The organism is Baekduia sp. (assembly GCF_035318805.1).
Classification (GTDB): domain Bacteria; phylum Actinomycetota; class Thermoleophilia; order Solirubrobacterales; family Solirubrobacteraceae; genus Baekduia.
This window is the reverse complement of record NZ_DATHDY010000052.1, coordinates 1-24,088: the sequence shown is the minus strand read 5'-3', so window position 1 is coordinate 24,088 and position 24,088 is coordinate 1. Positions and strand designations below refer to the sequence as shown.

Below are 24,088 nucleotides of genomic sequence, written 5' to 3'. Positions count from 1 at the left end.
GGCGCCGCGTGGTTCACGCCTCGACCTCGGCGACCCCGTCGCGGCGAGGGAGCGGGGGCAATTCCACCGGAGCGGCGTGCATGGCCCGGAGGCGGACGTCGCGCCAGCTGACGCCCTCCGTGATCAGCGCGGGCGCGCCCATCACGAAGGCGGTGGCGATCTCGACGGCCTGCAGGATGATGCCGTAGCCGAGCGCGTCCTCGACGCTGACGCCGTAGCCCTTGTGCAGCACGAAGACGCACGCGGCCTGGAAGACGCCGAGGTTGGACGGCGTCGCCGGCAGCACAGCGCTGACGTTCACGGCGAAGAGCACCGCGGCGGCGGCGCCGATCCCCGCGCGGTCGTCGAGCCCGAAGGCCACCAGGAGCACGTAGCACGACAGCCACTGGACGACCCAGGCCAGCAGCTGCGCCGAGACAGCGACGAAGCCGAGCCGCGGCTGGCGGAAGACGAGCAGGCCGTCGCGGACCGACTGGAGCGCGTCGCGCGCCTGGGCGGCCCACGCGCGGACGCGCGCCGAGCGCGCCCGGCGGGTGCCGCGCAGCAGCGCCGGGGCGCCCAGGACCGCGCCGAGGATCATCAGCGGCAGCAGCGCGAAGGCGATCAGGCCACTCTGATGGGAGTGGAACACCGGGACCGACTGGAACATCACGCAGCCGAGGATCACGAGCGCGAGGATGTTCACCAGCGTCTGCGAGACGATCGTGCCCAGCACGACCGGCAGGCCCTCGCGCGGGCGCCCGATGCGCCGTGCGACGATCATCGCGCGCGCCGGCTCGCCGAGGCGGGCGGGCAGCGTCGCGGACATCAGGACGCCGATCATCGTCCCCTGCAGGGCGTCGCGCAGCCGCGGCCGCGGCGCGGTCGGCAGCGCGGCCTTGAGGATCGCGTGCCACGAGACGGCGCGCACGACCATCGAAGCGCACATCAGCCCGAGGGCGAACAGCACCCACGGCGGCGTGGCGTGCAGCAGCGAGTGGCCGATGCGGTCGAGCCCGATGCGCTGCAGCGCGAAGAAGGAGCCCGTCAGGATCGCGGCGGCCACGACGCCCATCGCGAGTCGCCGCAGCGCGGCGACGACGGGGCGCCGGGCGCGCGCGCGCGGCCGCACCGGCTCGATGCTCGGGATGCGCCACGCCGGGCGGGACGGCTGCAGATCGGCGGGAGCGGCGCCGATGCGCACGGCCAGCCGCCGGCCGGCGCCCTCGGGCTCGGGCACGGCGATCGCGTCCTCGTAGGCGTGCAGCACCTGCGCGGCGACCCGCGGCCAGGCGTACTGCTGGGCGCTCTCGGCGGCCGCCCGCGCCAGCGCGTCCCGGCGCGGCGGGTCCAGCGCCAGGCTGCGCAGCGCCGCGCCGAGCGCGGCGGCGTCGCCGCGGGGCACGAGCACGCCGTCGACGCCGTCGCGGACGACGCCCGCGTAGCCGGCGATGTCGGAGGCGACGACCGGCGTGCCGGCGGCAAATGCCTCCGTGAGGACCATGCCGAAGCTCTCGCCGCCCAGGGAGGGCGCGGCCAGCACGTCGGCCGCCTGCAGCGCCGCGAACTTCGTGGCGTCGTCGACCTTGCCGAGGACCGTGATGCCCTCGCGCCCGTCGAGCAGCAGCGGCTCGATCTCGTCGGAGGTGGCCCCGACGAGCGTCAGCTGCGCCGGAACGTGCTCGCGCAGCGCCTCGAAGGCGCGCAGCAGGACGGGGAGGCCCTTGCGCTCGACGGCCTGGCCGACGAAGACGATCCGCAGCGGGCGCTCCGCCGACACGGCGTCGGCCTCGCCCAGCGCGATGTGCTCGGGGACCGCCACGCCGTTGGGGATGATCCGGTAGCGGCCGCCGAAGAAGCGCTCGCCCGTCCAGGCCGCCGCCTCGGAGACCGCGATGCGGACCTTGAGGCGATTGAGCCGGCGGCGCGCGCCGATGCCGACCGCGACGTTGTTGGAGAGCGCGTTGGACGAGTAGCAGTGGAACGTGCCGACCAGCGGCGACGGGCTGTACATCAGCGCGTCCCAGGCCAGGGTCGGGACGACGGGCTCGTGCAGGTGGACGACGTCGTAGCCGCCGTGCCGGAGCTCGTGACGCAGGCGCGCGACGCCGTCGGGGCCCGACGACAGGTTGGACACGGCGCCGTTGGCGCCGAAGCCGATCGTGCGGCCCAGCGGGACCACCCAGTCCGGGATCTCGCGCTCCTGCGGGACGGCGCCGCGGTGCCGCCGCGCCGACTGACGGTCGGGCGGATCGACGGGAGCCAGGACCCGCACATCGTGGCCGAGAGCGTCGAACTGCCCCTGCAGCGCCTCGATGTGCCGCGTGACACCCCCGGGGTACGTCCAGGAATAGGGGGAGACGAGCGCGATGCGCATCACGGTTGATCGTATCGAGGCCGACCCGGGAATGGACGTGGGGCTAACTACACTTCACACAGCTCTATGGCCGACCGTCATTTCGTCAAGTACACCTTCCTGCAGCTCGATCCTGCCTGGCGCCGCCTGCCGGAGTCCGAGCGCGCCGAGCACAAGCGCGAGTTCCTCGCCGCCTGCGAGGACTTCGGGACCGACCACCTGCTGCAGGCCTTCTCGCTCGTCGGCACCCGTGGCGACGCCGAGCTGATGCTCGTGATGGAGGCCGAGAACCTCGATCGGATCCACGAGTTCCACGTCGTCCTGGCCCAGAGCGGCCTGATGAAGTGGGCCACCCAGCCCTACTCGTTCCTCGGCCTGCGCAAGGCGTCGGAGTACAGCGACGAGGAGCGCCAGATCCCGCGGCGCTTCAAGGGCAAGTACCTCTTCGTCTACCCGTTCGTCAAGACGCGGGAGTGGTACGCGCTGGCCGCGGACGAGCGCTGGCGGATCATGCAGGAGCACATCGCCGTCGGCCGCGAGTACCCGACGGTCGACAACCACACGACGTACTCGTTCGGCCTCGACGACCAGGAGTTCGTGGTCGCCTTCGACACGAACGACGCCGGGGCGTTCCTGGACCTCGTCCAGCGCCTGCGCACCACCGAGGCCTCGGCCTGGACGCTGCGCGACACGCCGTCCTTCACGTGCATCAGCACCTCGATCGAGCGCGCGCTCATCGCGCTCGACGGCGAGGCGCTGGGCGTCACGGCCTAGCGAGCCCCGCCCGGACGCATGGACGACGCCGCCGCAGCGCACCTGCGCGGCGCCGATCCCGTCCTGGCGCGGTTGCTCGACGAGGTCGGCCCGCCGCCCGCGCGCGTCCCGACGGGCGATCCGTACGGCGCGCTGATGCGCGTCATCTGCGGCCAGCAGCTCTCGGTCTCCGCCGCCCGGGCGATCTACGGCCGGCTGCTGGAGCGCTTCGACGGACGCCCGCCGACGCCGGCCGAGATCCTCGCCTCCGACCCGGAGGAGTTGCGGCCGGCGGTCGGGCTGTCGCGGGCCAAGACGGTGACGCTGTGGTCGATCGCGCAGGCCGTCGTCGACGGCGAGCTGGAGCTCGACCGCCTCGGCGAGCTGGACGACGAGGCGCTGATCGCCGAGCTGACCGCGATCAAGGGCATCGGCGAGTGGACCGCCCAGATCTACCTGATGGTCGAGCTCGGCCGCCGCGACGTCGTGGCGGTCGGCGACCTCGGCATCCGCCGGGCGGTGGAGCGGGCCTACGGGCTGGACGAGCTGCCGACGCGCGACGAGCTGCTCGCGCTCGCCGAGCCTTGGCGCCCGTACCGGACGGCCGCCTGCTGGCTGCTGTGGCAGTCGCTGGACAACGCGCCCGTGCCGGATCCCGCGTCCTAGGGGAACACTGGCCCAGTGGGCCAGGTTCCCTTGCGGGTTAGGCTTCGGGAGCCGGGAGAGCGCGCCAACCGGCAGCTACGCGCAGGACGCCGGCAGCGGCGGCGGCGGAGCCGTCGGATCCCGCGTCCCGCCCCACGCCCGCCACAGGTCGTAGGTCGGGTAGGCGCGCGTCAGGGCCGGATCGACGAGGCCCACGGGGTATGCCGTGTCCTCGCGGAAGGTGTACTGGAACGCGACGTCCACCCGCGGGTCGTCCGCCCAGCGGCGCAGCACGCGGCTCTGCGCGCGGCACTGCTGCCGCAGCGCGAGGTCGCCGGTCGGGCGCTCACCCCCGGGCGTCGGGCCGCCCACGCCGGTCTCGGTCACCCAGATGTGCGCGCCGCGCGTGCAGGGCCGGGCGTCGAGCGCCTGCTCGAGCGCCACGACCGGGTCGGGCTTGCCCGGGTCCGGGACGACCTGCGCGTAGTCGTGCTGGGACCACGTCCGGCTCAGGCAGACGACGTCGTCGGGCAGCGCGGCGATCATCTCCTGGACGGTCGAGCGGCGTGGCGAGGGCGTCGTCGTGCCCGCCAGCTCCCCCAGCACCAGCTCCTGGGCGCCCGGGGCCGCGTCGAGCGCCTCGTGCGCGGCGCGCACGAGCTGCGTGTAGACGGCCGGCGCCAGCGACGGCGAGGCAGGCGAGCACGCGGCGCGCTGCGGGCTGATGAACGCCGGGTGGTTGGGCTCGTTCCACGGGCTCCAGTAGCGCACGCGGGCGCCCTCGGCCTGTGCGAGCGCGGCGAACTGGGTGATTAGCGCGCGGTAGCCGGCCAGTCCCGCGGCGTTGATCGGGCGCGAGGCCGGACCGGCGTCTGAGCGCTCGCAGCCACTCGGTCCGGTGGCCGCCCACGCGGGGACGCCGGCGATGACGACCTCCACCTCGGGTCCGCCGTCGAGCCCCGGGGCGCGCTGCTCGGAGGCGATCGCCGCAAGCTGGTCGCGCAGGCCGTTGGACACGCCACAGGGCGGCGTGCCGCGCAGGCAGCCGTCGGCGGGCATGTCGAGCCGCGCGGGCTGGGACGGGTCCGGCTGCAGCTGCGACCAGTAGACCGGCACGCGGATGTAGCGGGGCCGCAGCGCGAGGGCGAGGTCGCGCCACTGCGCGAAGCCCGGCGCGAGATCCGGATGCGATGCCGGCTCGAACAGCAGCTGCGGATTGGCCTCCGTGAGCCCGGTGGCCAGGACGAGCGGTCGCGCCGGCGGCGCGGGCGTCGTGGTGCTCGGCGCGCGCTGCGCCGCGGGACGCTGCGGTGCGCCGTCGCCGTCGCCGCCGCCCCCGCAGCCCGCGGCGGCCGCCGCCGCCACGAGGAGCAGGAGGAAGACGCGGCGCAGGACTAGACCGCGGAGACCTGCTCCTCGTCTTCCACCCGGAACGAGGAGCCGCAGCCGCAGGCCGCCGTCACGTTCGGGTTGTTGACCTGGAAGCCGGCGCCCTGCAGGGAGTCGACGTAGTCGATGGAGGAGCCATCGACGTAGGGCAGGCTCTGGGCATCGACCAGGATGCGGAGGCCGTGATCCTCGAAGATCACGTCGCCGTCCTTCTGGTCGTCGAAGGCGAGCTGGTACTGAAAGCCCGAGCAGCCGCCGCCGCGCACGCCGACGCGCAGGCCGGCCGTAGTGACGTCCGCGCCCTGGGAGTCCAGGAAGTCACGGACCTTCTCGGCGCCCTTCTCGGTGAAGAGGACGCCCTTGGCCTGGAAAGAGACGGTGGTTCCGGTCATCGCTATACAAAGGATAGCGATACCCTCAAGCGACCAGATGCCGACGACCGACGAGATCAAGCGCCGCATCGAAGCGGCCGTCCCGCAGAGTACCGCCGAGGTGGAGGACTGGACCGGCGGCGGAGATCATTTCCGCGCCACCGTCGTGTCCCCGGCCTTCGACGGCCTCAGCCGGATCCAGCAGCATCGACTCGTCTACAACGTGTTCGGCGCCGAGATCGGCGGACCGATCCACGCCTTGTCCCTCACCACCCGAGCTCCGGAGCAGGCATGAGCAGCGACACCAACCCCATTCGCGACGCGATCGCCGAGGCGATCCGCGACAACAAGACCATCCTCTTCATGAAAGGCACGCCCGAGCAGCCGGCGTGCGGCTTCAGCGCCCGCACCGTGGCGGCGCTGCAGGCCCTCGACGCGCCGTTCGCGGCGGTCGACATCCTCCCCGACCCGCGGATCCGCCAGGAGCTCTCGGCGATCTCGAACTGGCCGACGATCCCCCAGCTGTTCTTCGACGGCGAGCTGATCGGCGGCGCCGACATCGTGGCCGAGATGTTCGAGTCCGGCGAGTTGGCGGACACACTGGGCGTCGCACCGGTCGACACCGCGCCGGCCCCGGAGGCCACCGCGTCCGGCCCGGCGCCGCTGGGCATCGAGAACCGCCTGAGCTAGGGGAACACTGGCCCAGAGGGCCAGGTTCCCTTGCGGGTCAGGGACCCGCGCTCCTAGGCCTCAGCGCCGGACGGCCAGCCGGAGCCGTGTGCTCCCGCTGATGCGCAGATCGGGGTCACGGAGGACCTCGATCTCGTTCGTCGCCGTCTGCCCGTCGCTGTCGCCGGGGTCGCGGAAGCTGGCGGTCACGCCGTCCTCGCGCGCGGTCGCGGCGAACGCCGAGGCCAGCGCCCGCAGCGTCGAGGGCCCCGGGTCGTCGGCGGACTCGCCGCCGTCGCCAAGCGTGATCGTGAAGGTGGAGGTCAGGTCCTGCGCCTCGGCGTCGCCGGCCACCGCGTCGGCGGGCGTGCCGGTCAGCGTCAGGACGTGGTCGCCGGCGGAAAGGTACTTCGGCACGTGGACCTTCACGATGCGCGTGAACCGCGCGCCGCGCACGTGCTGGGCGAGCACCTTGACCTTGACGTCGTGGCCGCGCCGCGCCCGGCGCGGACCGGTTGCGTCCAACATGTAGGCTTGGCGCAGCTCACGGCGCAGCCTGATGTTCACGTCGACGCCCGTGACGTGGACGACACCGAAGTTGTACGCGTCGATCAGGCCGACGGCGCTCGCGAAGTCGGCGACCAGCGGCGCCCCCGCGGCGCTGGGCGAGCCGCCGACGTAGGTGTTGCAGAACCGCAGCGGCGCCTTGCGCTCGCGCAGCGTGACGCGCACGCACATCGCGCCGCTCTGGCGTGCGGGCGAGCCGCGGAGGATCTCGTAGGCGGCCTGCGCGATCGCCACGGGGCCGACCTGCGTCAGCGACGACGTGCCGGTCGGCTGGCCGACGGAGTTCTCGTCGGCGATCTCGAGGTTCTCGTGCGCGACGCGGCCGCTGTCGAGGTCCTTGGCGGTCACGCGCATCGGGAAGCGATCGGGCAGCGCGCCGAGGCGTCCGACGACGCCGGCGGGCGCGTCGTTGGTCAGCGTTCCCAGGTCGTGGCCGGGCGCGGCGAGCTTGTAGCTCGTCAGCTGCTCCGAGTCGACCGGGTTGTTGATGACCGTGTAGACGTAGGCGTCCTGCAGGAGGAGCGAGCGCCGCCCGGCGCCGTCGAGCGGGTGGCCGAAGGCCCAGACCGCGTCGCCGTCGACGTAGGTCACGGTGCCGACCGCGCCCGCGGCGACGTCGCCGCCGGAGAGGCCGACCGCGACCGAGGCGCCCGGCACCAGCTGCTGCTGCGGGAAGGTCACGGCGCGCGGGGCGGCCGGCGCGGCGTACAGCGCCCGGCCGGTCTTCCTGCCGGCGGCCTTCAGCGCGGTCGCGACGGGACCCGACACGCCGCTGAAGCTCAGCGGCGTCGCGAGCACGCGCACCTGGCGCTTGAGGATGCTGCTCATCGCCTTGGCGCCGGCGGGCACGTCGACCGGCTCGCCGAGCAGCGTCTCGATGGGCGTCGCGAGCACGACCTTGTTGCCGTAGTCGCCGGTGCCCTGGGCGATCGCGCCGATCGTGCGCAGCGTTCCGTCGGGCCCGGCGCACTTCACCGGCGAGCCCGAGAAGCCCTCGGCGATGCCGGTCTCGTCCACCGCCGGACCGCTGACGCGGACGAGGATCTGCGCGTCGGGCCCGGTCAGGACGTCGATGACGTCGACGTCGAAGCTGGAGATGGCGGTGCCGCGGATGACGCTGTAGCCCGTGCAGCGCATGCCCGCCTGAACCTGCGCCAGCGGCATGATCGGGTCGCCGGCGCGGGCGACGGCGGGGACGGCGGCGCACAGGACGGCGGCGAGCGGAGCCGCGAGGCGAAGTCGGAGCACGAGGGCGCGAACAGTAGGGAACCGCCCGGCGCGAGGGAACACTAGATTGCTTGCGTGGCCATCGGCGCTTCTCCCATCCAGGCGGTCCGGTGGGACGGCCGCCGGCTTGCGGTCCTCGATCAGACGCTCCTGCCGGCGCAGGAGGCCTGGCTGTCGCTCGCCGGCGCGCGGGACACCGCCGACGCGATCGTCCGGCTCGCCGTCCGCGGGGCCCCGAACATCGGCATCGCCGCGGCCTACGGGCTGGCGATGGAGCTGGCGGCTCGGCCGTCGCTGGGCGCGCTGGAGGAGGGCTCCGAGATCCTGCTCGCCTCCCGGCCGACCGCGGTGAACCTCGCATGGGCCGTCGAGCGGGTGCGCACCGCGGCGCTGGGGGCCGGGCCGTCGACCCTCGCAAGCGCGGCCCGTGCCGAGGCCCAGCGGATCCACGCCTCCGAGGACGCCGCGAGCGCCGCGCTGGCCGCCGGCGGCGCCGCCGTGCTCGACGGCGCGCGCACGCTGCTGACCCACTGCAACACGGGCGCGCTGGCGACGGGCGGGCGCGGCTCGGCGCTCGCGGTCTGCATCGCGCTGGCCGAGCGGCACGAGGGCGTGAAGGTCCTCGCCTGCGAGACGCGCCCGCTGCTGCAGGGCGCGCGGCTGACGGCGTGGGAGCTCCAGCGCCTCGGCATCCCGTTCGCGTTGATCGTCGACGGGGCGGCGGCGGGGCTGCTGCGCGGAGGCGAGGCCGACGCGGTCGTCGTCGGCTGCGACCGCGTCGCAGCCAACGGCGACGTCGCCAACAAGGTCGGGACCTACGCGCACGCGCTGGCGGCGCGGGCGGCCGGGGTGCCGTTCGTCGTCGCGGGGCCGACGTCGACCATCGACCTCGCCACGCCGACCGGCGACGCGATCGAGATCGAGGAGCGCGACGCGGCCGAGGTGCTCGGCTTCGGCGGCGTGCTGGTCGCGCCGGCCGACACGCCGGTGCGCAACCCGGCGTTCGACGTGACGCCCGCGGGGTACGTCACGGCGCTGGTGACCGAGCGCGGCGTCGCGCAGCCCGTCGACGGCGCGAGCGTCGCGGCGCTCGTGGCGGAGCCGGCGGCGTGAGGGTCGCACGCTCGATCGGGACGCGCGACGTCGTCGTGGTCGACGCGCCCGATCCTGTGGCCGGCCCTGGTGAGGTCGTCTGCCGCGTGCTGGCCTGCGGCGTCTGCGGGTCAGACATCAGCGACGCGTGGGTGGAGCCGAAGCTGCCGGTGGTCCTCGGACACGAGCTGACCGGCGAGGTGGTCGCGGTGGGCGCCGGCGTGGTGGGGCTGGACGAGGGCGATCGCGTCGTCATCCACCACCACGCGCCGTGCGGCGAGTGCCGCCGCTGCCGCCGCGGCCACGAGACGCTGTGCGAGTCCTTCCGCACCATGAACATCGATCCGGGCGGGTTCGCCGAGCACGTGCGGATCCCGGCCGAGTTGGTCGGCGAGCTGCTGCTGCTCGACGGCCTGGACGCCGAGCGCGGGACGTTCGTCGAGCCGCTGGGGTGCGTGCTGCGGGCGTTCGAGCGCTGCGGGCTGCGTGCCGGCGACAGCCTGCTGGTGGTCGGCGCCGGGACGAGCGGGCTGCTGGCCGTGGCGGCCGCGCACGCGCGTGGCGTCGAGGCGGTCTGGGTGCGCGAGCCGCGCACCGACCGCTTGGAGCGCGCGCTCGCGCTGGGCGCCGAGCGGCACGGCAACGAGCTGGTCGACGTGGTGTTCCTCGCCACCGGCGCGCCGGCCGCGCTGGCCGACGGCTTCGCCGCGGTCGCCCCCGGCGGCGTGCTCTGCCTCTACGCGCCGCCGGGCCCCGGCCGCGCGCTCGACCTCGACGGCCTCTCGCTCTACCGGCGCGAGGTCGACGTGGTCGCCTCGTACTCCGCCGGCCCGCGCGACATGCTCGCCGCCTTCGAGCTGCTGGCCTCGGGCGCCGTGGATCCGCTGCCGTTCGTCACCCATCGCCTGCCGCTGCACGACACCGGGCGCGCCCTCGAGCTGGTCCGCAGCGGCGAGGCCGTCAAGGCGCTGGTGCTGCCGTGATGCGCGCGGCGATCCTCCACGGGCCGGGTGACGTGCGCGTCGAGGAGACCGCCGAGCCGGAGGGCGAGGTCGTCGTCGAGGTGCGCGCCGCGACGACGTGCGGGACCGATCGCAAGATGCTGCTGCACGGCCATCCGACGCTCGGGCCCTATCCCGCGCGCTTCGGCCACGAGACCGCCGGCGTGCGGGCCGACGACGGCGAGCGCGTGCTCGTCGGCGACTCGCTGCCCTGCGGCCGGTGCCCACCGTGCCTCGCGGGACGGACGAACCTCTGCCGCAACATGCAGTGGATCCTCGGGGGCTTCGCGGAGCGGATCGCGGCCCCCGAGGCGGCGCTGCACGTGATGCCCGAGGGCCTGCCGTTCGCCGGCGCGGCGATGGCCGAGCCGCTGGCCGCGTGCGTCCACGCGGTCGGTCGGGGCACGCGCGAGCACGAGGTCGTGGTGCTCGGCGGCGGGACGATCGGGCTGATGCTCGCCGCGCTGCTCGTGCTCGACGGGCGCGACGTGGCGCTCGTCGACCGCCACCCCGAGCGCCGCGCGCAGGCTGACGCGCTCGGCGCCGTCGGCATCCCCCACTGGGACGGCCCGGCGCCGCTGGTCTTCGAGGCGGTCGGGCGGCCGGAGGCGTGGAAGGCGGCGCTGGCGATGGCCGGCCCCGGCGGCACGGTCGTGATGGTCGGCGGGTGCCCTCCCGGCGACGTGAGCCTGCCTGCCGCACGGATCCACTACGACGAGGTCGACGTCCGGGGCGCCTTCCACCACACGCCGGGCGAGGTCGACGAGGCGCTGGCGCTGCTGGCCAACGGCGCCGTGGACTACGGCTTCTTCGCGGGCCCGGTGGTGGGGCTCGAGGGGTTGGTCGCCGCGCTGACCGGGCCGGCCGAGGGTGAGGCGCGGAAGCTCATCGTGGACCCGCGGCGGTAGGGGCCTGCGGTGTCGGGCTCGGGGCGTCGGCCTCGGGGTGTCGGCCTCGGGGCGATTCCGTGCGACGCGGGATCGGCGCCGCGGGCGCTGTCGGGTGGCGTCGAGGGTGGCGCAGTTGTTGGTGGCGTTCCGCGCCGGCGCTCGGGTCGCGCGGGCGCTGGTCGGGGATCACTGACGAGGGAGCCGGGCGGGGTTCGAGCGCGGTCGGTCTCCGCGGGCGGGGTGGGAGACCGGACTCCCCCGATCGTTCGGGCCCAAATGATCCCCGACTCGAGGTCCGGGTCGTTTCATGATGGATATGTCGTCACGAATCGACCCGGATCCCCGAAGTCCGCACGATTCGTGCCCGAACTACCCCCGCCCCCGCGCCGGCGGCAGACCGACGGCGCCGGCGCCCTCTCCTGCCTCCCTGTCACTGCCCCTCGACCAGCGGCCGCGCGACCCAGCCGCCCGCGCTGAACGCCACAGGCGCCCGCGCCGCCCCGGCCCGCCCGCCCCGGCCCGCCCCGCACTACTCATCCACCAACAACCTCCACGCCCCCTCCACGCGCCGCAGCGAGAACCCCGCCATGCGAAGGACCATCGGCTGCCGGGCGCCGGGTGGGCCGAGGCGCTCGCCCTCGCGTGCTCGCAGCCACTCGATCGTGTCGATGAGCGGCTGCTCGTGGTGGCCGGGCGTCCAGCCGAGATCGCGCTTGGCCTTCGTCGAGCGGTAGGCCCAGCGCAGCGCCATCGCGCGGACCTCCTCGACGGTGATCACCGGCCGGCCGGGCAGCGCCTCGGCGGCGCGGGCGAGCGCGAGCGCCGCGGGCAGCGGCAGCTTGACCGCCGGCGGCTCGACGCCGCTCAACCGCCCCAGGTCGGCGAAGAGCCGGTCGTTCGTGAAGTTGCGCCCGCCCAGGATGTAGCGCTCGCCGACCACGCCGCGCTCGTCGGCGAGCAGGTGCCCGCGCGCGACGTCGGCGGCGCCGACGATGCACAGCGCCCCGTCGACGTAGATCGGGATCTCGCGGCGCAGGAAGCGGCGCACCAGCTCGGTCGAGGAGCGCTGGACGTCCCCCGGGCCGAGCACGTGCGCGGGGTTGACGATCACGACAGGCAGGCCCTGCGCACAGATCCTCAGCGCCTCGCGCTCGGCCTCGGCCTTCGCGTTGGCGAACGTCAACCCGATGCGCGCGGCGTTGAAGCTCTGCGTCTCGTCGGCGGTCCCCCACCCCTCCGCCGGCCCGATGGCCGACGCCGTCGAGGTGTGGACGACCCGCTGCACGCCGGCGCGCAGCGCCTCCTCCAGCGCGACTCGCGTGCCGAGCACGTTGGCCCGGTGCAGCTCGTGCCAGCCGGAGCGCAGCGACGTCGCCCCCGCCACGTGGAACAGCCGGTCGACGTTCTTGAGCACCCTGCGCATGTCGCGCCGTTCCACCACGTCGGCGGTGACGACCTCGACGTCGAGCCCGGCGATCGCCTCGACCGGCGCACGCCCCCGGACGGTCACCCGCACGTCGTCGCCGCGCGCGACCAGCGCCCGCGCCACGTGGGCTCCGACCATGCCGGTCGCGCCGGTCACCAAGGTCTTGGACATCAAGCCGCCATCCTGCCAGGACCGGATCACTAGGGTGCCGGGAATGTCCCAGGTCGCCGTGGTCACCGACACCACGCACTACGCGCCGCGCGAGCTCCTGCGCGAGCACGACATCCACGAGGTGTCGCTCTACGTCAACCTCGGCGACCACCACGAGCGTGAGTCCGACATGCCGGACTTCGACGCGTTCTACCAGCGGCTGCGCGAGCTCGACCAGCTCCCCACCACGTCGCAGCCGTCGATCGGCGACTTCCTCGAGGTCTACGAGCCGCTGGCCGCCGCAGGGCGCGACATCGTCTCCATCCACATCGCCGGCGGCATCTCCGGCACGCCGGAGACCGCGCGCCAGGCCGCGACGGAGATCGCCGGCAAGTACCCGGGCCGCCGCGTCGAGGTCATCGACACGCGCACGGCGTGCGGCGGCATCGCCCTGTGCGCGCTGGCCGGCGCCTCGGCCGCCAAGGCCGGTGGCGACCTGGACGCCGTCGCCGCGCACGTCAACGACGCGGCCGACGCCATGCGGATCTGGTTCGCGGTCGACACCCTGGAGTTCCTCAAGCGCGGCGGCCGCATCGGCACCGCGCAGGCCTGGCTCGGCGGTGCGCTGAAGATCAAGCCGATCCTCACCATCGATCGCGAGATCACCCCGGTGGAGCGCGTCCGCACCGCGGGCCGCGCCTTCGAGCGCATGGCCGACTACCTCAAGGCGCGCAAGGAGGACGGCGCCGACGGCTGGGTCGTCCAGCACATCCAGGCCCACGAGCAGGCCGACCGGCTCGCCGAGCGCGGCCGGGAGATCTTCGGCTGCGAGCCCGTGTTCGTCTCGGAGATCGGCCCCGTCATCGGCACGCACGTCGGTCCGGGCCTCCTCGGCGCAGGCGGCCTCCCGCGCAGCCTGCTGGCCGGCCTCGGCGTCTAGAAGACCCCTGAAAAAGGCGGCGCGGCCAGCTGACCGGACCGCCTAATTTTCAGGGGCCATCTAGTCGATCAGCTCGTCGGCGAGCAGGTCCATCAACAACCCGTCGCGCCACGCCCCGCCGGGTGCGCGCTCGTAGGACCGCAGCACGCCGACCGGCCGGAACCCGATCGCGGCGTACGCGCGGATCGCCCGCTCGTTGTCGCGCGACGGGTCGATCGTGAAGCGGTGGTGGCCCCGCGCGACGAAGTGACGGACGATCACGCGGAGCGCCTCGCGCCCGTGGCCCTGGTCCCGCAGGCGCGTCGTGACCACGATGTCGAGCCCGACGTGCGGGTAGTCCGGCGCCGTCTCCTCGGTGTACTGCAGCCAGCCGGCGACCACGTCGTCGACGACGATCACGTAGGAGTCGGGCAGCTCCGCGCGGACCTCGGCGGCGGTGTAGCGCCCCCACCACTCCGCGACCTCGGGCTCGGCGAGGATCCGCAGCAGCGCGTCGACGTCCTCCGGGCCTCCGCGCCGCAGCACCACGCGATCGCCGCGCAGCGCCGCCATGGCCTACGTCGCGGGGACGATGACGCCCCCGCCACCCCCGCCCTCGTCGTCGTCGCCGTCGGTCGGCGGCGAGCCCGAGGTGCCCAGCGGCCCGGGCGGCGGCGGCTCTCCGCCAGCGATCGCCGCCATGCGCGCCTCCTGGCGCCACGACCACCACTCGCGCAGCAGGATCTGGATCGACGCGGCGATCGGGATCGCCACGATCGCGCCGAGGATCCCCAGCAGCGTGCTGCCGAACAGCACCGCCACGAGGACCACGATCGGCTGCACCTGCACGGTGCGCCGCTGGACCTGCGGCTGGATGAGGTTGTTCTCGAGCTGCTGGTAGATGATCGCCCAGATCGCCCAGATGACCGTGTCGGTCGGGAAGTCGTTGAACAGCGTCACGAGCCCGATCAGGATCGCGGCGACGGTGGCGCCGACGAGCGGGATCAGCGACGCGAGGCCCGCGAAGACCGCCAGCGGCGCGGCGAACGGGACCCCGAGCAGCTCCAGGACGACGAACGCCTGGACGCCGGCGATCAGCGCGATCGTCAGCGCGCCCTGGACGTAGCCCCCGACCGCCGAGGCGGTGCTGTCGAGCACGCGGCGCACGCGGTCGCGCTCGGCCTCGGGTCTCAGCCGCAGCGCCGCGTCGACCCAGCCACGCCCGCCGGCCACGATGAAGATGCTCAGGATGAGGATGTTGACCAGGGCGAAGATCGAGTTGACCAGCCCGAGGCCGATGTCGCCCAGCACCTTCGCCGCGTCGCCGACCCGCCCCGGGAGCGTCGCCGCCTGCTTGTTCAGCTCACCGGTGATGTCGTACTTCTGGTCGAGCTGGCGCAGCCGCTCGTTCTTGTTGACAAAGTCCTGGACGTCGTTGGAGTACCGCGGCAGGTCCCCGGCGAGGTTGGTCCCCTGGGTGACCAGCGGCGGCACGACCAGCGCGGCGAGGCCGATCGGGACCAGGATGAGCCCGAGGTAGACGAGCGTGATCGCGAACCCGCGCCGCATGCGGCGGTTGAGCCGGTTGACCGGCCCCGACAGCGCGATCGCGATGAACGTCGCCGTGAGCAGCCAACCGATGGGCTTGCGCAGCAGGTACACCAGGTACAGCGCCAGCACCGAGAGCACGACGATCCACACGACGCGGAGCACCGTGCGGGCAGGGATCTCGGGAACGGTCGAGCGCAACGCCCCCGAACCGTAGGTGCGGGGGCGGACGGCCTTCCTTAACGACGACGGCGGCGACGGAGCAGGCCGCCGACGGCGGCGATGCCGCCACCGAGCACGAAGCCCACCACCGCGGCGCCGATGAGGACCTCCTGCTGGTGCTCGCGGATCTGCTTGCGCCAGTCGGTCACCTCGGCGACCTCGCCGCGCAGCCGCTCCAGGGAGACGGCGAGCTCGGCACGGTTGGCCTCGATGGAGGCCCGGATCTGCTCGGGAGAGCGCTGGGGCATCAGAGGGCCTCGGTGAGGAGATTCGCGATCTGCTCGGGCGAACGCTGCGGCATCAGACGGTGGTCTCCGGGTCGTGCGAGGAGACGGTCTCCTTGATGAGCCGGGCCTCCTCGATGGCCATCTTCGGCGCTGGCGGGGAGCCGGCCTTGAGCGCGCGGTAGGCGACGTAGCCGGCCACGCCGGCGAGCAGCAGCAGCACCGCGGCGACGGTGAAGAAGCCCCAGAACTCCTGGCCGTTGGGGTACGGGATCGCCCAGTAGGCGAGGTAGGCGAAGCCGAACAGGATCATGATCAGCGCGCCGATGACGAAGACGCCGGCGGCGGCCGCGACGGCGGCGCCCTTGCCGAGCTTGCTGACCTTCTGCGTGACCTCGGCCTTGGCGAGCTCGATCTCCTCGCGGACGAGGACCGAGGCGCGCTCGCCGACGTCCTGGATCGCCTGGACGATCGCGGGCGGGCCGTTCTGATCGCTCACTGGTTCCTCCGCTTCGCGAGGCTCTTGAGCAGCAGCGCGGCGACGAGACCGCCGGCGAACGCTGCGCCCACGAGCTTCTCGGGGTTCGGGTCGACCGGGGCGCCGGCGGGCGCACCGTCCAGCAGGGCGCTGCCGGCGGGCCGGCCGAACGTCGCGTCGGCGGCGCCGACGGTCGGCGTCGGCACGGCCTCGGGTGCGACCGGCCCGGCCAGGCTGCTGGGATCCTGCTCGCTCACTCCGGCGGGTCCTCGTCGAAGATCCGGCGGTAGGCGACCGCCGCGACGCGCGAGGCGGCGATCGACGCGATCGCCCCGAAGGCCGCGAGCAGGCCTGACCACACGAGGCGCTTGCTGATGTCGTTCTGCATCGTGGCCGACTCTACCCGCCCGGGCCGCGGGCTAGCGGTCGAGTCCGCTGCAGATCGTCTCCACGATGAGGCGCTTGGCCTCGTCGAACCCGCCCGCCGACTGCGGCAGCGAGTCGAAGATCCAACCGGTCAGCACCTGCTCGATCGCGCCGTAGAACGCCATCGCCGCGAACTGCGGCGAGATGTCGGTGCGGAACTCGCCCGAGGTCTGCGCCTTCTCGACCACGGCCCCGATCAGGTTGTACGCCTCGGTGATCTTGGCGAGGTGCGTCTGCCCGAACGAGTTCGCCGCACGCGTGACCTCGACGATGATGACCTTCATCAGGTCGGGGTCGTGGCGGTAGGAGTCGACGATGAAGCCGGCGATCGCCTCGAGCTTCTTGCGGGCCAGGACGTCCTGCGCGTCGACCTCGCGGATCGCGTCGAGCATGACGTTCCAGCGCTCGAGGAACAGGGTGTCGAGCACCTCGTCCTTGGACCGGAAGTAGTGGTACACCAACCCGTAGGCGACCCCGGCCTCGTCGGCGATGTCGCTCACGCGGCAGGTGTGGAAGCCCTGGCGGGCGAAGACGCGCACGGCGGCGTCGAGGATCAGGCGGCGCTTCTCGGCAGCCGCCGCGGCGGAGCGGGCGGTCGCCATCAGCGAACCCTTCCGGGATTTCGGCCCGCGATGCGGGCGCGGATCGTCGTCTGTGGCAAGGACGCACGGAGGGAGCGGGCCCCTAGGCCCGTGACCGAGGGAGGACGCCGCCACAGGCGGCGAGACGCCCCCGCATCGCGCGGCGAAATCCCGGAAGGGTGAGCCATCAGCCGTAGACCTCCGGACGGCGATTGGCCAGCGACGGCAGTTGCGCGCGGATCCGGGCGAGCCGGTCGAGGTCGAGGTCGGCGACGATGTGCATCTCGGTGTCAGCGGCCTGCGCGAGCACGATGCCCCACGGGTCCACGATCATCGAGCGTCCGCCGGTACGGACGCCGGGCGCGTGGCGGCCGACCTGGTTGGCGGCCACGACGAAGCCCTGGTTCTCGATCGCGCGGGCGCGCAGCAGGACCTCCCAGTGGTCGCGCGTCGTCGACTCGGTGAACGCCGACGGGACGGCGGTGATGCGCGCGCCGTCGACCGCGAGGCGGCGGTAGAGCTCGGGGAAGCGCAGGTCGTAGCAGACCGTCAGGCCGAGCTCGACGCCGCCGGCCGTCCGGCTGAGGACGATCTCGTCGCCCGGCGCCTCGGTGTCGGACTCCCGGTAGTCGCGGCCTCCCACGACGACGTCGAACATGTGGAGCTTGCGGTAGGTCGCCCGGTCGGTGCCGTCAGGGCCGATGTGCACGGAGGTGTTGAACCCGCGGGCGGCGCCTTGGACGCGCTCGGCGATCGAGCCGGCCACGAGGTCGATCTCGAGCTCCCGGGCGACCTCGCGCGCCCACGTCAGCGCGGGGCCGTCGAGCGGCTCGGCGCCGGCGCGCAGGTCGTCCGGCGTGCCGTAGACCGACCACTTCTCGGGCAGCACGACGAGCGTCGCGCCGTCGCGAGCGGCGGTGCGGACGAGGCGATCGGCCGTCTCCAAGTTGGTGGCCTTGTCGGCGGTCGCGGTAAGTTGGACAGCGGCGGCGCGCACGTGCATCTCCCCCGAATCTGGCGATTGACTGGTCAATCAATCGACGTCCATGGGAGCATACCCGGCGATGTCCGCCCTGGACGACCTGCCGCTGAGGGATCGCCCGACCGGGTTGCCGGTGCCACCGGCGCGCATGGCGCTGCTGCGCGACCGCCGGCCGCTGAAGCACTGGCGCTACCTGGGCCTCTACGGCGAGGACATGATGCTCTGTGCCGCGCAGGCGCGCATCGCGGGGCTGCCGCAGGCGTTCTGGGCGACGTGGGATCGCCGGCGCCTGCGCGAGCGCACGGTGTTCCGTCCCGGCGGCGTGGTGCTGCGCGACGACCACGCGCGCTTCGGCCCGGTCGACCTGCGGCTGGAGCCCGACGGCGCCGCGATCGCCGTCACCTCGCGCCACGGCGACTCGTACATCTGGACGCGCAAGCAGCCGGTGCGCGCGACGGGCACGGTCGACGGCCGGCCGGTGGCGCTGCGCGGCCTGATCGACGACTCCGCCGGCTACCACGCGCGCCGCACGGACTGGCGGTGGTGCGCGGGCGTCGGCGAGACGCCCGACGGCGCGCCGCTGGCGTTCAACGTCGTCGCCGGCGTGCACGACGCTCCCCAGGCCAGCGAGCGCACGGTGTGGATCGACGGCACCGCGGACGAGCTCCCGCCCGCGACGTTCGCCGACGACCTGAGCGCCGTGACGTGGACGGGCGAGGATGCCGCCGAGCTGCGCTTCGCCGAGGAGGCGCGCCGCGCTCGCGCCGACGACTTCAAGCTGCTGGCCAGCGAGTACGTGCAGCCGTTCGGGACGTTCGCGGGCACCCTGCCCGGCGGGATCGCGGTGGCGCGCGGCTGGGGCGTCATGGAGCGCCACGCGGTCCGCTGGTGATCGCCCGCGCGCTGGGCTCCTGGGCGGGCGGTCTGCCCCGCACCTTCTGGCTGCTGTGGGGCGGCACGCTGCTGAACCGCGTCGGCACGTTCGTCGAGCCGTTCCTGGCGCTCTACCTCACGGCCGGGCGGCACCTGTCGGTCGCCGGCGCGGGCGCGATCGTCGCGGTGGTCGGCGGCGGCTCGATCCTGTCGCAGCCGCTCGGCGGTGCGCTGGCCGACCGCGTCGGGCGCCGCCCCACGCTCATGGGCGGCCTGCTCGCAAGTGCGCTGGCGATCTCGTTCATGGCCCTCGCGCGCTCGATCTGGCTGCTGGTCGCCGCCGCCGCCGTCGTCGGGCTGGCCAGCGACATCTACCGGCCCGCCGCGCAGGCGACGATCGCCGACGTCGTCCCGATGACCGACCGCCGCCGCGCCTCGGGGCTGCTCTTCTGGGCCGTGAACCTGGGCTTCAGCGTCGCCGCGATCGGCGGCGGCCTGCTCGCGGCGGGCGGCTACGGGCTGCTCTTCGCGATCGACGCGCTGACCTGCATGGCCTACGCCGTCGTCGTGTGGCGGACGATCCCCGAGACGCGCCCGACGGCGGCCGCCCACGAGGACGCGCCGGGCTGGTCCACCGTCCTGCGCGACCGCGTCGCCATGGCGTTCTTCGGGCTGAACCTCGGCGTCGCGACGGTCTACGCGACGACGTTCACGATCCTGCCGCTGGCCATGCGCGCCGACGGCCACTCGCCGGCGACCTACGGCGCGGTCGTCGCGGTCAACGGGATCCTGATCGTGCTGCTGCACCCCATCGTCTCGTCGACGCTGCTGCGCATGCGCCCGGCGACGGTCCTGGCCGTCGGCGCGCTGCTGTCGGCCGTGGCGATGGGCGTGATCGCGCGCTCCGACGGGATCGCGGGCTACCTCGTGGCGATCACGTTCATCACGCTCGGCGAGATCTGCAACGCGTCGATCGGTCCGGGCGTCGTGGCGGAGATCGGCCCTCCCGCCGTGCGCGGCCGGTACTCGGGCGCCTACGGCCTGTCGTGGGGCCTGGCGTTCACGCTCGCGCCGCTCGTCGGCGCGCCGCTGCTCGGCGAGGCCGGCGACGCCGCCACGCCGTGGGTCGCCGCGAGCGCCCTGTCGCTCGTCGTCGCCGGCGGGATGTTGACGCTCGGGCCGGCGCTCGAGGCACGCCGCCGCCGCGCCGCGGCGTACGCCTGAGGTTCTCGTCCGCGTGGCCCACGAGGTCTTCTAGGCTGAGGCGATGCCGTCCTCGTACTCCTCTCCGCTGGCGCAGGAGCTCGCGCCGGGCCTGCTGGAGCGCTTCGAGCGCTACGTCCGCATCGAGTCGACCGCGCAGCGCGATCGCACCCAGAGCCCGAGCACGCCCGGGCAGCTCGAGGTCGGCCGGCTGCTCGTCGCCGAGCTGCAGGCCGCGGGCCTCCAGGACGCGTTCGTCGACGACAACGGCTACGTCGTCGCGACGCTGCCCGCGACCGTCGACCACGCGCCGACGATCGGCCTCGTGGCCCACGTCGACACGAGCCCGGACGCGCCCGGCCGCGGCGTCGAGCCGCTCGTTCACCGCGACTACGACGGCTCGGCGATCCACCTGCCCAAGGGCGGCACGGTGCTCGACCCCGCCGACATGCCCGCGCTCTCCGGCAAGGTCGGGCACGACGTCGTGACGTCCAGCGGCGACACGCTGCTGGGCGCCGACGACAAGGCCGGCGTGGCGGAGATCATGACCGCGGTCGCGTACCTCGCCGCCCACCCCGAGCTGCCCCGTCCCACGCTGCGGATCTGCTTCACGCCCGACGAGGAGATCGGCGAGGGCGCGACGCTGTTCGACGTCGAGCGGTTCGGCGCCTACTGCGCCTACACGATGGACGGCAGCGAGGTGGGCGAGCTGCAGGACGAGACGTTCACGGCCTGCGAGGTCCGGCTCACGATCCACGGCGTCGACATCCACCCCGGCTTCGCCAAGGGCAAGCTCGTCAACGCCGCGCGGCTGGCGGCGCGCATCGTCGCCGCGCTGCCGCAGGATCGGCTGACGCCCGAGACGACCGACGGGCGTGAGGGGTTCATCCACGTCTTCGAGATCGCCGGCGACGCCCAGCACACGACGGTCTCGGCGATCGTCCGCGACTTCGACGACGCGCTGCTCGCCGAGCACGTCGCGCTGCTGCGCCGCACCGCGGAGCAGATCGTCGCGCAGGCGCCGGGCGCGACGCTCGACGTCGACGTCCATCCGCAGTACCCCAACATGCGCAGTCACCTGGCGCCGTTCCCGGAGGTCGTCGAGGCGGCCGAGCGCGCGATCCGCGCCGAGGGCCTGACCGCCCGCCGCACCATGATCCGCGGCGGCACCGACGGCTCGCGGCTCAGCGCCATGGGCCTGCCGACGCCCAACGTCTTCACCGGCGGCCATGAGTTCCACTCCGTGCGCGAGTGGGCGTCGCTGCACGACATGGCCTCGGCGGCGGCCGTGATCGTACGCCTGGCGGACGCCTGGACGGAGCCCGACCTGCGGGTCGCCGGCACGCGGGCCGGCGCGACGGCTTAGAACGGCGCCCAGCGCACGAGCGCTCGCGCTCCGGGCCAGTGTCGCCGCTGGCGCGCGGGAGCCGGGACTCGTCCCGGGGAACGGTCGTTGCTGACCCTTCCGACAGTCCATCTTCAACGGAGCTGGGCCTAGCTTCCTGCGCCCTGGCTCAGGAGTGGGCCTGCTCAGTCATGCCACGTGCGAGTTCCTCGAGGCCGCCCGCAGCCACGTCGGCTCACCTCGACGGCACACCAGAGAGGACACATCGATGTCAATCGCCACCGACCCCCTGCTGTTCGAGAACCTCGGTCACGCGCTGTCGACCGACTACTTCTTCCTGCGCGAGCAGCTCACCGACGAGCAGCTCGACGTGCTCCGTCGCGTCCGCGTGTTCGTCGACGACGAGGTCCTGCCCGTGATCGGCGGCTATTGGGAGCGCGCCGAGGTGCCGTGGCCGCTGATTCGCCGCCTCGGCGAGCTCGGGATCGTCGGTGAGGACATCGGCAGCAGCTACGGCTGTCCCGGGCTCAGCCCGATCGCGTGTGGACTCGTGGCGATGGAGCTCAACCGAGGCGACGGCAGCCTCGCGACGGTGGTCGGAGTCCAGTCCGGTCTGGCGATGAAGTCCATCGCGATGCTGGGGTCGGAGGAGCAGAAGCACCGCTGGCTGCCGGATATGGCGCGGCTCGACAGGTTGGGCGCGTTTGCGCTCACCGAGCCCAATCATGGATCCGACTCCATTCTGCTCGAGACCACGGCGCGGCGCGTGGGCGACAGCTACGTGCTCAACGGCGTCAAGCGCTGGATCGGCAACGGCAGCCTCGCCGACGTGACCGTCGTCTGGGCGCGCGACGAGGACGGGGAGGTCAAGGGGTTCCTGGTGGAGAAGGGCGCGGCGGGCTACGACGCTCAGGTGATCGAAGGCAAGGGCTCACTGCGCGCGATCTGGCAGGCTGACGTCACGCTCGACGAGGTCTGCGTGCCGGCCGAGAACCTCCTTCCCGGAGCCCGGAGCTTCAAGGACGCCGGGCGCGTCCTGGCGGAAACCCGCGGCAGCTGTGCGTGGGCGGCGCTCGGGCATGCGGTCGCCGCCTACGAGGCGGCTCTGACCTACTCCAAGCGTCGCGAGCAGTTCGGCCGCCCGCTGTGCAGCTTCCAGATCGTCCAGGACCGCCTGGTCAAGATGCTTGCCGAGGTCACCGCGATGCAGCTCTATTGCCTGCAGATCGGACGCCTGGCCGAGCGGGGCCAGCTCACGCACACGATCGCTGGGCTGGCGAAGCTCAACAACACCCGCAAGGCTCGCCAGATCTGCGCCGAAGCGCGCGACATGCTCGGTGGCAACGGCATCCTGCTGGAGAACCATGTCATCCGCCACATGACGGACATCGAGTCGATCCACACCTACGAAGGCACCGAGACGATGCAGACACTCATCGTCGGACGGGACGTCACCGGCGTAAGCGCATTCGTGTGACACCTTTGCGCAACAACCTCCGTCCAAAGCGGTAGTGCGCGTCAGACCGCCGTCGCCAGCAACCCGGCAATCCCTGCTGCAATGCAGGATCGCGGACTGCAATCAGCGCATCGAGGCGCGCCGCGGCCACTTGATCGCCGACCGTCGCCGCCCGAAGCTCCGGCCGCTAGACGGCGGCGGACGACGGGGAGGCGACAATCTCCGTGGCGCCGTTGAAGACGTCTCCGGTGAGCGTCGGGCCGGTGACCGTGGCGACGGCCGTTGGGGGCGCTCCGGGCAGTGTGGCGGCGCTCGCTTGGGCGGCCGGCGCGGCGATCGCGAGCGCAGTGATGACGGCGGCTGCGAGAGCAGCGCGTCTTCCGATCCAACCGGGGCGTCGACCTGTGCGTCGAGTGGACATCTGTGCTCCTCAGTTCGAAATGGTCTTTGGCATGGCTCGATGCTCCCGCCGACCGTCGGGTGTTTCCACTCCTCTTGAGCAGTGATCGATTCCGGTGTGGAATCAACCGGCGTGGGTGCCGAGCCAGCGCCAGAACGCGCGGGCTGCGGTGCTCAACGCCGGGCGTCGACGACGGATGGCGCGGAGCTCGCGGTGGAGGTCGACGCCGCGGACCGGCAGGCCGACGAGGACTCCGGCGCGTTCCTCGGCCTCGATCGTCAACCGCGAGATCAGCGTAAAGCCGCCACCGACAAGAGCACGCTTGATGCTCTCCGCACTCGCCGCCTGAAAGTCCGGGCTCAGCTCGATGCCCGCGCGCGCGAGCGCGGCAGTCGCAACCGCGCGCGTGCCCGAGGCCGCCTCGCGAGTCAGATACGACTCCGTCGCAAGATCGCTCAGGGTGACGGCGCGCCGGCGAGCCCACGGATGCTCGGCGACAACGACGACGACGATCTCGTCGTGGGCGATGGTGAGCGTTTGGACGCCCGCCGGGGAGTCCGGTCCTTCGACGAAACCGATCTCGCTGCGGTTCTCGCGGATCGCCTCGAGTGCACCCTGTGAGTTGACGATCTCAAGCTGCGGGTGCACATCGGGACGCTCGCGGCGGAAGTCCGCTAGCCAGCCGGGGAGCAGGAACTCGCCGATTGTCTGGCTGGCGCTGAGCCGTAGGTCCATGCTCCCTTGAGCTCGCGAGAGCTCGACCAGCTCGGCGATGCTCCCGAGCGCGTCGAGCGCTCGCTTGGCTGCGGGGTAGACGGTGCGGCCGAGCTCGGTCGGGCGCACCCCGAAGCGTCCGCGCTCGAACAGCCGGCCCCCGACGCGCCGCTCGAGTGTCTGAATCCGCTTGGTCACGGCC

Annotated in this window: 26 protein-coding genes; 12 read left to right on the top strand and 14 right to left on the bottom strand. The window is 73.2% G+C overall.

Annotated features, from left to right (window positions below; genetic code table 11):
• Window positions 1–13 precede the first annotated feature (13 nt).
• Window positions 14–2,356 (bottom strand): lysylphosphatidylglycerol synthase domain-containing protein, encoded by a 2,343-nt coding sequence (locus VK501_RS12380; protein WP_324337727.1) that lies wholly within the window; start codon window positions 2,354–2,356, stop codon window positions 14–16.
• A 66-nt stretch (window positions 2,357–2,422) separates the two neighbouring features.
• Between VK501_RS12380 and VK501_RS12375 the strand changes: the two genes are divergently transcribed.
• The gene (locus tag VK501_RS12375; RefSeq protein ID WP_324337726.1) at window positions 2,423–3,109 is read left to right on the top strand and encodes a chlorite dismutase family protein; all 687 of its coding nucleotides are present in this window, start codon (window positions 2,423–2,425) and stop codon (window positions 3,107–3,109) included.
• 18 nt (window positions 3,110–3,127) lie between these two features.
• Window positions 3,128–3,754, top strand: a complete 627-nt coding sequence (locus tag VK501_RS12370) for a DNA-3-methyladenine glycosylase (protein WP_324337725.1) — start codon at window positions 3,128–3,130, stop codon at window positions 3,752–3,754.
• Window positions 3,755–3,829: 75 nt separating this feature from the next.
• Here the strand turns inward: VK501_RS12370 and VK501_RS12365 are convergent, their stop codons facing one another.
• Entirely contained in the window at window positions 3,830–5,098 is a 1,269-nt protein-coding gene (locus tag VK501_RS12365) for a hypothetical protein (RefSeq protein ID WP_324337724.1), read from the bottom strand.
• Between the two features lie 29 nt (window positions 5,099–5,127).
• Window positions 5,128–5,514, bottom strand: a complete 387-nt coding sequence (locus VK501_RS12360) for an iron-sulfur cluster assembly accessory protein (RefSeq protein WP_324337723.1) — start codon at window positions 5,512–5,514, stop codon at window positions 5,128–5,130.
• A gap of 37 nt (window positions 5,515–5,551) precedes the next feature.
• Here VK501_RS12360 and VK501_RS12355 point away from each other — a divergent pair, with 37 nt between their 5' ends.
• Together VK501_RS12355 and grxD are read left to right on the top strand one after the other, a co-directional pair.
• Window positions 5,552–5,788, top strand: a complete 237-nt coding sequence (locus VK501_RS12355; RefSeq protein ID WP_324337722.1) for a BolA family protein — start codon at window positions 5,552–5,554, stop codon at window positions 5,786–5,788.
• On the top strand, window positions 5,785–6,183 hold the full coding sequence (gene grxD / locus VK501_RS12350) for a Grx4 family monothiol glutaredoxin (protein WP_324337721.1): 399 nt from the start codon (window positions 5,785–5,787) through the stop codon (window positions 6,181–6,183). The genes VK501_RS12355 and grxD overlap by 4 nt, the downstream gene beginning before the upstream one ends.
• Before the next feature lie 60 nt (window positions 6,184–6,243).
• On the opposite strand, the gene VK501_RS12345 is transcribed toward grxD, so the two are convergent.
• Window positions 6,244–7,977, bottom strand: a complete 1,734-nt coding sequence (locus VK501_RS12345) for a hypothetical protein (protein ID WP_324337720.1) — start codon at window positions 7,975–7,977, stop codon at window positions 6,244–6,246.
• Between the two features lie 54 nt (window positions 7,978–8,031).
• On the opposite strand from VK501_RS12345, the gene mtnA reads away from it, so the two are divergent.
• The 3 genes from mtnA to VK501_RS12330 are packed head-to-tail and all read left to right on the top strand — an operon-like array spanning window position 8,032 to window position 10,957.
• Window positions 8,032–9,069, top strand: a complete 1,038-nt coding sequence (mtnA, locus tag VK501_RS12340; protein WP_324337719.1) for an S-methyl-5-thioribose-1-phosphate isomerase — start codon at window positions 8,032–8,034, stop codon at window positions 9,067–9,069.
• Entirely contained in the window at window positions 9,066–10,031 is a 966-nt protein-coding gene (locus tag VK501_RS12335; RefSeq protein WP_324337718.1) for an alcohol dehydrogenase catalytic domain-containing protein, read from the top strand. The genes mtnA and VK501_RS12335 overlap by 4 nt, the downstream gene beginning before the upstream one ends.
• A complete protein-coding gene (locus VK501_RS12330; RefSeq protein ID WP_324337736.1) occupies window positions 10,031–10,957 on the top strand; it encodes a zinc-dependent alcohol dehydrogenase in 927 nt (308 codons plus the stop codon). Before VK501_RS12335 ends, VK501_RS12330 begins: the two co-directional genes overlap by 1 nt.
• A 511-nt stretch (window positions 10,958–11,468) precedes the next feature.
• Here the strand turns inward: VK501_RS12330 and VK501_RS12325 are convergent.
• Window positions 11,469–12,536, bottom strand: a complete 1,068-nt coding sequence (locus tag VK501_RS12325; RefSeq protein ID WP_324337717.1) for an NAD-dependent epimerase/dehydratase family protein — start codon at window positions 12,534–12,536, stop codon at window positions 11,469–11,471.
• 43 nt (window positions 12,537–12,579) lie between these two features.
• Here VK501_RS12325 and VK501_RS12320 point away from each other — a divergent pair, with 43 nt between their 5' ends.
• Complete coding sequence (locus tag VK501_RS12320) at window positions 12,580–13,455, top strand: DegV family protein (RefSeq protein WP_324337716.1); 876 nt, start codon at window positions 12,580–12,582, stop codon at window positions 13,453–13,455.
• A gap of 60 nt (window positions 13,456–13,515) precedes the next feature.
• Here VK501_RS12320 and VK501_RS12315 read toward each other — a convergent pair whose 3' ends face one another.
• From VK501_RS12315 to VK501_RS12280, 8 genes are all read right to left on the bottom strand, one after another.
• Window positions 13,516–14,007, bottom strand: a complete 492-nt coding sequence (locus VK501_RS12315) for a GNAT family protein (RefSeq protein ID WP_324337715.1) — start codon at window positions 14,005–14,007, stop codon at window positions 13,516–13,518.
• 3 nt (window positions 14,008–14,010) lie between these two features.
• On the bottom strand, window positions 14,011–15,183 hold the full coding sequence (locus VK501_RS12310) for an AI-2E family transporter (protein ID WP_324337714.1): 1,173 nt from the start codon (window positions 15,181–15,183) through the stop codon (window positions 14,011–14,013).
• A 38-nt stretch (window positions 15,184–15,221) separates the two neighbouring features.
• The gene (locus VK501_RS12305) at window positions 15,222–15,452 is read right to left on the bottom strand and encodes a DUF3618 domain-containing protein (RefSeq protein WP_324337713.1); all 231 of its coding nucleotides are present in this window, start codon (window positions 15,450–15,452) and stop codon (window positions 15,222–15,224) included.
• A gap of 52 nt (window positions 15,453–15,504) precedes the next feature.
• Window positions 15,505–15,927 (bottom strand): phage holin family protein, encoded by a 423-nt coding sequence (locus VK501_RS12300; RefSeq protein WP_324337712.1) that lies wholly within the window; start codon window positions 15,925–15,927, stop codon window positions 15,505–15,507.
• Window positions 15,924–16,163, bottom strand: coding sequence for a hypothetical protein (locus VK501_RS12295; protein ID WP_324337711.1), 240 nt, complete (start codon window positions 16,161–16,163; stop codon window positions 15,924–15,926). The genes VK501_RS12300 and VK501_RS12295 overlap by 4 nt, the downstream gene beginning before the upstream one ends.
• On the bottom strand, window positions 16,160–16,294 hold the full coding sequence (locus VK501_RS12290) for a hypothetical protein (protein ID WP_324337710.1): 135 nt from the start codon (window positions 16,292–16,294) through the stop codon (window positions 16,160–16,162). Before VK501_RS12290 ends, VK501_RS12295 begins: the two co-directional genes overlap by 4 nt.
• A 31-nt stretch (window positions 16,295–16,325) precedes the next feature.
• Complete coding sequence (locus tag VK501_RS12285; RefSeq protein WP_324337709.1) at window positions 16,326–16,934, bottom strand: TetR/AcrR family transcriptional regulator; 609 nt, start codon at window positions 16,932–16,934, stop codon at window positions 16,326–16,328.
• Between the two features lie 166 nt (window positions 16,935–17,100).
• The gene (locus VK501_RS12280; RefSeq protein WP_349261005.1) at window positions 17,101–17,916 is read right to left on the bottom strand and encodes a carbon-nitrogen hydrolase family protein; all 816 of its coding nucleotides are present in this window, start codon (window positions 17,914–17,916) and stop codon (window positions 17,101–17,103) included.
• Window positions 17,917–17,977: 61 nt separating this feature from the next.
• Between VK501_RS12280 and VK501_RS12275 the strand changes: the two genes are divergently transcribed.
• The 4 genes from VK501_RS12275 (at window position 17,978) to VK501_RS12260 (ending at window position 22,793) form a co-directional block, all read left to right on the top strand.
• Window positions 17,978–18,787 carry a DUF2804 domain-containing protein gene (locus tag VK501_RS12275; RefSeq protein WP_324337707.1) on the top strand — a complete coding sequence of 270 codons (810 nt, stop codon included), beginning with the start codon at window positions 17,978–17,980 and terminating at the stop codon, window positions 18,785–18,787.
• Entirely contained in the window at window positions 18,784–19,992 is a 1,209-nt protein-coding gene (locus VK501_RS12270; RefSeq protein WP_324337706.1) for an MFS transporter, read from the top strand. Before VK501_RS12275 ends, VK501_RS12270 begins: the two co-directional genes overlap by 4 nt.
• A gap of 43 nt (window positions 19,993–20,035) precedes the next feature.
• On the top strand, window positions 20,036–21,337 hold the full coding sequence (gene pepT / locus VK501_RS12265; RefSeq protein ID WP_324337705.1) for a peptidase T: 1,302 nt from the start codon (window positions 20,036–20,038) through the stop codon (window positions 21,335–21,337).
• Between the two features lie 247 nt (window positions 21,338–21,584).
• Window positions 21,585–22,793, top strand: a complete 1,209-nt coding sequence (locus tag VK501_RS12260; protein WP_324337704.1) for an acyl-CoA dehydrogenase family protein — start codon at window positions 21,585–21,587, stop codon at window positions 22,791–22,793.
• Window positions 22,794–23,295: 502 nt separating this feature from the next.
• Here VK501_RS12260 and VK501_RS12255 read toward each other — a convergent pair.
• On the bottom strand, window positions 23,296–24,088 hold a 793-nt coding region (locus tag VK501_RS12255), incomplete at its 5' end, for a LysR substrate-binding domain-containing protein (RefSeq protein ID WP_324337703.1).